Source organism: Streptomyces sp. SAS_281, assembly GCF_052542855.1.
In genome coordinates this window covers 1-7,525 of sequence record NZ_JBMNDO010000011.1, presented here as the reverse complement: position 1 = coordinate 7,525, position 7,525 = coordinate 1, and the positions used below count along the sequence as shown (strand labels likewise).

General features: G+C 73.2%; 5 protein-coding genes. 4 read left to right on the top strand and 1 reads right to left on the bottom strand.

The genetic code is table 11. The features are described 5' to 3' along the window. The first annotated feature begins 220 nt into the window (after positions 1 to 220). The 3 genes from ACN6LM_RS06525 to ACN6LM_RS06515 all read left to right on the top strand — a co-directional run bounded on the left by ACN6LM_RS06525 (position 221) and on the right by ACN6LM_RS06515 (position 5,388). Positions 221 to 2,920 (top strand): BTAD domain-containing putative transcriptional regulator, encoded by a 2,700-nt coding sequence (locus tag ACN6LM_RS06525; protein WP_445064297.1) that lies wholly within the window; start codon positions 221 to 223, stop codon positions 2,918 to 2,920. A 144-nt stretch (positions 2,921 to 3,064) separates the two neighbouring features. After that, a complete protein-coding gene (locus tag ACN6LM_RS06520; RefSeq protein ID WP_445064296.1) occupies positions 3,065 to 4,162 on the top strand; it encodes a HesA/MoeB/ThiF family protein in 1,098 nt (365 codons plus the stop codon). Beyond that, the gene (locus ACN6LM_RS06515) at positions 4,159 to 5,388 is read left to right on the top strand and encodes a hypothetical protein (protein ID WP_445064295.1); all 1,230 of its coding nucleotides are present in this window, start codon (positions 4,159 to 4,161) and stop codon (positions 5,386 to 5,388) included. The genes ACN6LM_RS06520 and ACN6LM_RS06515 overlap by 4 nt, the downstream gene beginning before the upstream one ends. 317 nt (positions 5,389 to 5,705) lie before the next feature. Here the strand turns inward: ACN6LM_RS06515 and ACN6LM_RS06510 are convergent, their stop codons facing one another. Next, positions 5,706 to 6,488, bottom strand: a complete 783-nt coding sequence (locus ACN6LM_RS06510) for a calcium-binding protein (protein WP_445064294.1) — start codon at positions 6,486 to 6,488, stop codon at positions 5,706 to 5,708. Positions 6,489 to 6,819: 331 nt separating this feature from the next. Here ACN6LM_RS06510 and ACN6LM_RS06505 point away from each other — a divergent pair, with 331 nt between their 5' ends. Then, a complete protein-coding gene (locus tag ACN6LM_RS06505) occupies positions 6,820 to 7,425 on the top strand; it encodes a lytic polysaccharide monooxygenase auxiliary activity family 9 protein (protein ID WP_445064377.1) in 606 nt (201 codons plus the stop codon). Positions 7,426 to 7,525: the final 100 nt, after the last annotated feature.

Sequence of the window (7,525 nt, the reverse complement as noted above, 5' to 3'; positions counted from 1 at the left end):
GCCTGGCGGCTCCGGAGCCGCCCCGCAGCCGGCAACGACGTGGCGGTTCGCGTCGGCCGGTGGCAGGATCGCATGCGCAAGGTACGGAGAACGGGGGAGGCGGGGTGCGTTTTCGTATCCTCGGCCCCCTCGAAATATTCGACGGCAACCACTGGCGGGGAATCTCCGCCGCCAAGCCGCGCGCTCTCCTCGCCGCGTTACTGGTGCGGCGCGGCACTCCGTGCCGACGGACCGGCTGGCAACGGAGCTGTGGGGCGAGCGCGAACCCAGGGCGGCCGCCAACCTCATCCAGCAGTACGTGTTGCGTCTGCGCCGTGAACTCGGCGACCCGCACGCCCGGTTGATCGTCACCCGGTCACCGGGCTACCAGGTGGTGCCCGACGGTGCGGACGATCTGGACGCCACCGCCTTCGCGCGGCTCGGCGAAACCGGCCGTGCCGCCCTGGCGGCCGGCGAGGCGGAACAGGCGGCGGCTCTGCTCGCCGAGGCACTCGCGCTCTGGCGCGGCCCCGCGCTCGCCGACGTACCGGCCGGGCCGGTGGTGGAAGCCGAGGCGGCACGGCTGGACGAGCAGCGGCTCGACGTCCTGCACGCCCGCGTCGAGGCGGACCTGGCCTGCGGGCGGCACACCGAACTGGTGCCGGAACTGCGGCAGTCCGTGCGCGCGCACCCGCTCCGGGAGGGGCTGTGGGAGCAACTGATGCTGGCGCTGTACCGGTCGGGACGGCAGGCGGAGGCGCTCGACGCCTACCGGGAGGTGCACCGGCTGCTGGCGGACGAGCTGAGCGTCGAACCATCCGCCCCACTGCGCGAGCTGCAACTGCGCATGCTGCGCGGCGATCCGGGACTCGCCACCCCCGCGCCCGGCCCACGGCCGCCGAAGGGGCCGGCCCGCCCCGGGCGGGCTCCGGCGCCGCCGCGCCAACTCCCCGCCGCCGTGCGCGGGTTCGCGGGACGCCGGGCCGAGCTGCGGATGCTGGACGGGGCACCCGGTGACGCGGCCACCGGCACGGGCCCGGTGGTGCACGCGATCACCGGCACGGCGGGCGCGGGAAAGACGGCGCTGGCACTGCACTGGGCGCACCGCGCGGCACCGGACTACCCGGACGGCCAGCTGTACGTGAATCTGCGCGGATTCGACTCCGCGGCCGGGCCCGTGCCACCCGGCGAGGCGATCCGTGGATTCCTGGAGGCGCTGTCGGTGCCGGCGGAGCGGATCCCGGATCCGCTGGAGGCGCGCGCGGCGCTGCTGCGCAGCGAGACCGCCGACCGCCGGCTGCTGTTCGTCCTCGACAACGCCACCGACGCCGCCCAGGTGCGCCCCCTGCTGCCGGGCGGCGCCGGCTGTGCGGTGGTCGTCACCGGCCGGGGCCGGCTGGCCGGTCTCGCCGTCACCGACGGCGCCCTGCTGGTCTCCCTCGACGTACTGCCGCGCGACGAGGCGCACGAACTGCTCGTCGCCCGCCTGGGCTCGGACCGGGTCGCCGCGGAGCCGGAGGCGGTGGCCGGACTGATCGAGCTGTGCGCCCGGCTGCCGTTGGCGCTCGCCGTGACCGCCGCCCGTGCCGTCGGGCGGCCGGGGTTCGCGCTGAGCGCGGTTGCGGCGGAACTGCGCGACACCAGGGGACGGTTGGACGCCCTGGACGCCGGTGAGGGGGTGAGCAGCGTACGAACGGTCTTCTCCTGGTCGTACGTCCGGCTCGACGCCGGCCCGGCCAAGGTGTTCCGCCTGCTCGGGCTGTACCCCGGCCGGGACGTCGCGGCGCCCGCCGTGGCGGCACTGGCCCGGCTGTCCGTCCGGCAGGCCGCGGCGGCGCTGACCGCGCTGGCCCGCGTCCACCTGATCGACGAGCACCACCCCGGCCGGTACTCCTTCCACGACCTGCTGCGCACCTACGCGGCGGAGCTGGCGGCGACCGAGGAATCCGAAGCGTCACGCACCGAGGCGCTGCACCGCCTGTTCGACCACTTCCTGCACACCGCGCACGCGGCGGGCCGGCGGCTCGCCCCGATCCGCGCCGAACTGCCGCTGTCACCGCCGGTGCCCGGCTCCGTACCCCGCCACCCGGACGGCTACGAGCAGGCGATGGAGTGGTTCGAGACGGAACACGCCGCTCTGCTCGCGGTCACGGAGGCGGCGGGTCCGGCGGGCTTCGACGACCATGCCTGGCAACTGCCCCTCGTCATGGGGGACTTCCTCCACCTCAGTGGTCGTTGGCACGACTGGGCGGCCACCCAGCGCACGGCCATCACCGCGGCCCGGCGGCAGGAGGACAGGGCGGGGACGGCCCGGTGCCATTGCGAGTCGGGCCGGGCCGCGATCCGGCTGGGACGGTACGAGGAGGCCCGGGACGAGCTGTCGCGGGCGCTGGAACTTCAGCGTGAGCTGAACGACCCGGCGGCCCAGGCCCACACGTTGCGGGCGCTCGGCTGGTCGTACGAGCAGCAGGGCGACTACCGCGCCACGCTCCGCTGCGTCGAGCAGGTACTCGAACTGGAGCGCGCGGCAGGCAACCGGGCCGGGTGGGGCGGCGCGCTGAACAACATCGGCTGGTGCCACACCCATCTGGGGGACCACGAGAAGGCGCTCGCCTGCTGCGAGGAGGCGCTGCGACTGCACCGGGAGGAGGGCAGTCCGCTCGGCGAGGCGTACACCTGGCAGACCCTCGGAGTCATCCGCCGTGCCATGGGCCAGTACGACGAAGCGCTCGACTGCTTCCGCCGGTGCCAGGAAGGGTTCCACCGGCTCGGCAACCGGTACGGCGAAGCGGTCGCGCTGCGCGGCCTCGGCGAGGTCATGCGCGCCGTCGGCGACCGCGCGGGCGCGCGCGAGGCGTGGCGGTCCTCCCTCGCCCTCTTCGACGGACTGGAGCACCCGGACGCGGACGCCGTACGCGAACTGCTGCGGGCGCAGGACTGAGCGACCGGCGTCGCGGGGCCGCACGGGCTTCTCCCCGGCACCGGCCCAAAGCGTCGTCAAAGCGGAAGTTCAGCGCCGGACAGCAGAGTTGCGGCCACGCCCTGGGGGGTCCGGGGTCCGCTGAGGCCGAAAGCGAGTGGGTTGATGCGTGTCGCGCTCAAGGAGTGCACCTGGCAAGCGGTGGGGGAAGACCTGATCGTCGTCTTCGACCCCCGTGAGTCGATCACTTTGGAGGACCCCGAGGGGAAGGTCGAGGCGCTTCTCTCCGTGCTCCGGGAGGGTCCCCGCAGCGTCGACGGACTGGGTGCGGGGCTCGCCGCCCGAGGGGTCGAGGTGACCGGCCGGGAACTCGACGGCGGACTGGAGGGGCTCGCGGGCCTGGGGCTGGTCGAACGCGAGGAAGGCAGGTTCACCGGAGATCCGGCGGTGGACGAACGGCACTTCTCCAACCTGGCGTTCTTCGGCACCTTCTCGGACCTCGACCGGCACCGGACCGACTTCCTGAGCCGGGTGCGCGACGCGCACGTCCTGGTGCTCGGTGTGGGCGGCGGCGGCTCCTCGCTGGTGCAGTGTCTGTCGGGTCTCGGCGTCGGCCGGCTGACGCTGCTGGACCACGACCGCGTCGAGACCCGCAACTTCGCCCGCCAGTTCCTCTACCGGCACGAGGACGTCGGCCGCTCGAAGGTCGAGCGCGCCGCCGCCTGGGTGCGGGCGTACGACCCGGACATCGAGGTGCGCGCCGTCGACCGCTGGGTCGCGGGCCCCGAGGACCTCGCCGATCTCACCGACGGGATCGATCTGATCGTGGGCGGCCTGGACGGCCATCCCGACGCCGGCCTGTGGGTGAACGAGGCCGCTGTCCGGGCCGGCGTCCCACTGGTCGTCGGCGGCGCGACCCGCACGCTGCTCTCGTACATGTCCGTCGACCCGGGGACGAGCGCCTGCCTGGCTTGCGAGTTCTCGCGGCAACCGGAGGCGGGCACCGGTGCGGCGGCCGCGGAGGACCTCGTGCACGGCATGCGGACGACCAATCCGCTCATCGGCCCGGTGGCCATGCAGATCGGCTCGCTGATCGCGCTGGAGGGCCTGCGCTACCTCACCGGTTTCCAGGAGCCGCTGGCCGCCGGCGCCCGGGTCCGGCTAGACCTGCGGGAGGGCCTGGCGGGCAGCCGGGTGCCGTTCCCCGACGTGCCGGGCTGCCCGGTCTGCGCGCTGGCTCCGGCCCGGAAGGCCGCGGCATGACCGAGGTGGACGGACCCCCGCGGACCACCGTGCGGCTGCGACCGCTGAGCCTGGTGCCCGAGGGGGACGACGAGGTACTGGTGGGAGACCCGGGAACGGGGCAGTTCGTCGCCATTCCGAAGGTCGGCGGTGTGGTCATCGAGGCGCTGCTGCGCGGGGCGACGATCGCCGAGGCCGCTGCCGAGGCCGAGGAGTTCGCCGGGCAGCCCGTCGATGTGCCGTCCTTCGTGGAGACCCTGCGCGAGCTCGGCTTCCTCGACGAGGGGCAGCAGGCCGCACCGGTCCGCTCGGCACCCGTGCAGGGCGGCCGGTGGCTGGACGGCGTCCGCCAGGAGGTCGCGCGGCCCTTCTTCGGGCGGGTGGCCTGGAGCTGCTACGCCGCGTGCGCGGTGCTCGCCCTCGCGGTGTTCGCGTCCCGGCCCGGCCTCTTCCCCGATCCGGCCACCGACGCGTTCGTCGTGGACGACATCGGCCTCGGCAGCCTGATCCTGATCCCGCTCGCCACGGTCGCCACGGCCATCCATGAGCTGGGGCACTGGTTCGCGGCCCGTGCCCTCGGCCTCGGGGCCAGATTCGGCATGGACCGGCGCATGGGGTTCCTGCTGGTCTTCGAGACCGATCTGACCCAGCTGTGGACCGTACCGAGACGCAAGCGGTACGGACCGCTGCTGGCCGGCCTCGCCCTCGACGCGGTGCTGCTCGCCGTACCGCTGGTGGCGCGGCTGCTGATCGACACCGGGGCGTGGGCTGCGCCGGACCCGCTCGACGCGTTCCTCGCCACCTGGATCTACGTGAAGCTCACCGCGATGCTGTGGCAGTGCATGGTCTTCCTGCGCACGGACCTGTACGCGGTGCTGGTCAACGCGCTGGGCTGCCGCAACCTGTGGCGGGTCTCGACGCTGATGCTCCGGCGAGCCGTCGGGCGCTTGGACGCCGCGGCCGCGGCGGAGCTGGCCGACGCGCATCCGGCCGACGCGAGGGCCGGGCGCTGGTTCCGCTGGGTGCGGTTCTTCGGGGCCGCGCTGACCCTGGTCTGGGCAGGGCTGTTCCTGGCGCCCTCCGCGTGGGAGGTGCTGCGCTGGGCCGCCGAACGGCTCGCTACGGGGCCGGCCACCGGACGGTTCTGGTGGGCGCTGCTGTGCACGGCGGTCTGCCTGACTCCCTTCGTTCTTCCCGCGGTTCTCTCGGTCCGTGAGCGCGCACGGCGGCTCACAGCGAGGACCTGAGACCCCGCGGGTACCGGTCCACCCCTGCCACACCACTGGCCGGGGGCAGGTCATCCAGCCACGAGGAGGTGAATCGCATGGAGATCAAGGTCCGCAAGGTCGAGGACGTGAAGGCCACGGGGCTCCAGGTCTGATCGACCGGCGGCGGCCCGGCCGCCGCACGCGCCCGACCCGCCGCATCGCGGGTCGGGCCCGCAACAGCCGCTGGGGAGGGAGCGGGACTCCGGTTCCCGCCCTCCCCGGCGGGCACCCGCTCCCGGCCGGTCCCCTCGCCGAAGGCGTAGGCGTCCGCCCCCGCCGTGAGACGAGAGCGGCGGTCACGGAAGGGCGATGTCCCGGCCGTCCCCGCCGTCCAGGGCGTCCTTCCCGGTGCCACCACAGACGAGGTCGTCGCCCCCTTCACCGTGCACGATGTCGTCGCCGGAGCCGCCGAAGAGGACGTCCCGGCCGTCCCCGCCCATGACGTGGTCGTCGCCGGGGCCGGCGTACACGGTGTCGTCACCGCCGTAGCCCTCGATCATGTCGTCGCCCCGGCCGCCCCACATGCGCTGGCTCTCGTTGTCACCCATCAGGTGGTCCATGCCGTCGCCGCCGTACAGGGTCCCGGGGCCCATGACCATGTCGTCCCCCGCGTCGCCCAGGACCGTGCGGGCAGTGTGGGCGTGCAGCTCGTCGTCGCCCGTGCCGCCGCTGACGATGTTCATTCCGGGGGTGAAGGCGGCGATCGTGTCGTCGCCGTCGCCGAGGAGGACGTCGATCCTGTCGGGGCGTGCACGGTCGGCCGGCAGCTCGCAGACGACGCCCGTGGTGTCCTCGGCCCCGGCGTACGCACAGTGCTCGCCGGGTGCCAGCGGGACCACGTCTCTGAAGCCGATCCGGCGGATACCGTCGCTCGTGTACATCGGGTAGATGCTGAGGTCGTTGGTCTGCCCCGCAGCGGCGGTGAAGACGATCGACTGCGTCTCCCAGTCGGCCCCTACGCGTGCCTTCGCCTCGGTGGTGGGCGCGGCGGCGGAGGCGCCGGCTACGGGGCCGACGGAGAGGCCGGCGCATAACAGGGTCACGGCGACGGCGCTGACGGCGGCTCGGTTCCGGTTCATGAGACCTCGTCTCGGAGGAGGGGCGGTGGGCGGTCGGACCTGGTCCGCTCCGACGTGCGCGGCGTGGTGCTGCCGGGGCCGGGGGGACCGGGTGGTGAAGGCAGTCTCCCGTGCCGGCGCGGATCCGCAAGAGCGCGAAGCCGGAAGGCGGCCCACGCCGCCGTGGGGTGACCGACTGCTCTGCTCATTGACATGTCCCGTGAAAGTCGTACCGTTGGGAGCGCTCCCATGACAGCTTTGCCACTGGAAGGAGTCCCCCCACATGTACAACAAGATCCCGTTAGCCGGACGTTCGAGTTCGTACCTCCGCCGGCCGCTCCAGGCACTCGTCATGCTGTTCGCCGTCGTCGTCGGCGCGCTGGCCTGGTCGGCCCCCGCCCAGGCGCACGGCACGATCGTCGACCCCGCCAGCCGCGCGTACCGGTGCTGGCAGACGTGGGGCAGCAACCACATGGACCCGGCCATGCAGACGCAGGACCCCATGTGCTGGCAGGCGTGGCAGGCCAACACCGACACCATGTGGAACTGGATGAGCGCCCTGCGCGACGGCCTCGGCGGCCAGTTCGAGGCGAAGACCCCGGACGGGACGCTGTGCAGCAACAACCTGTCCCGGAACGCCAGCCTGGACAAGCCCGGGGCGTGGAAGACCACCACGGTCGGCGCCGACTTCTCGGTGCACCTGCGCGATCAGGCGTCCCACGGTGCCGACTACTTCAAGGTCTACGTGAGCAAGCAGGGCTTCGACCCCAAGACGCAGTCCCTGGGCTGGGGCAACCTCGACTTCATCACGCAGACCGGCCGCTACGCTCCGGCGCAGGACATCACGTTCCCCGTGCAGACCTCCGGTTACACCGGACACCACATCATGTTCGTGATCTGGCAGGCATCGCACCTCGACCAGGCATACATGTGGTGCAGCGACGTGAACTTCGCCTGAGCCGAGGAGTGCCGCACGTGGCACCGGTCTCGGCCGCGCGCCGCTGAGGCACCGCCCGGCCGAGCTCCGCCGGAGCGGGGGACACCCTGCTCCGGCGGAG

Excerpts from the sequence above, each read along its gene's own strand:
- ACN6LM_RS06520 (WP_445064296.1), top strand. The coding sequence starts at position 3,065 with ATGCGTGTCGCGCTCAAGGAGTGCACCTGGCAAGCGGTGGGGGAAGAC.
- ACN6LM_RS06515 (WP_445064295.1), top strand. The coding sequence starts at position 4,159 with ATGACCGAGGTGGACGGACCCCCGCGGACCACCGTGCGGCTGCGACCG.
- ACN6LM_RS06505 (WP_445064377.1), top strand. The coding sequence starts at position 6,820 with ATGCTGTTCGCCGTCGTCGTCGGCGCGCTGGCCTGGTCGGCCCCCGCC.
- ACN6LM_RS06510 (WP_445064294.1), bottom strand. The coding sequence starts at position 6,488 with ATGAACCGGAACCGAGCCGCCGTCAGCGCCGTCGCCGTGACCCTGTTA.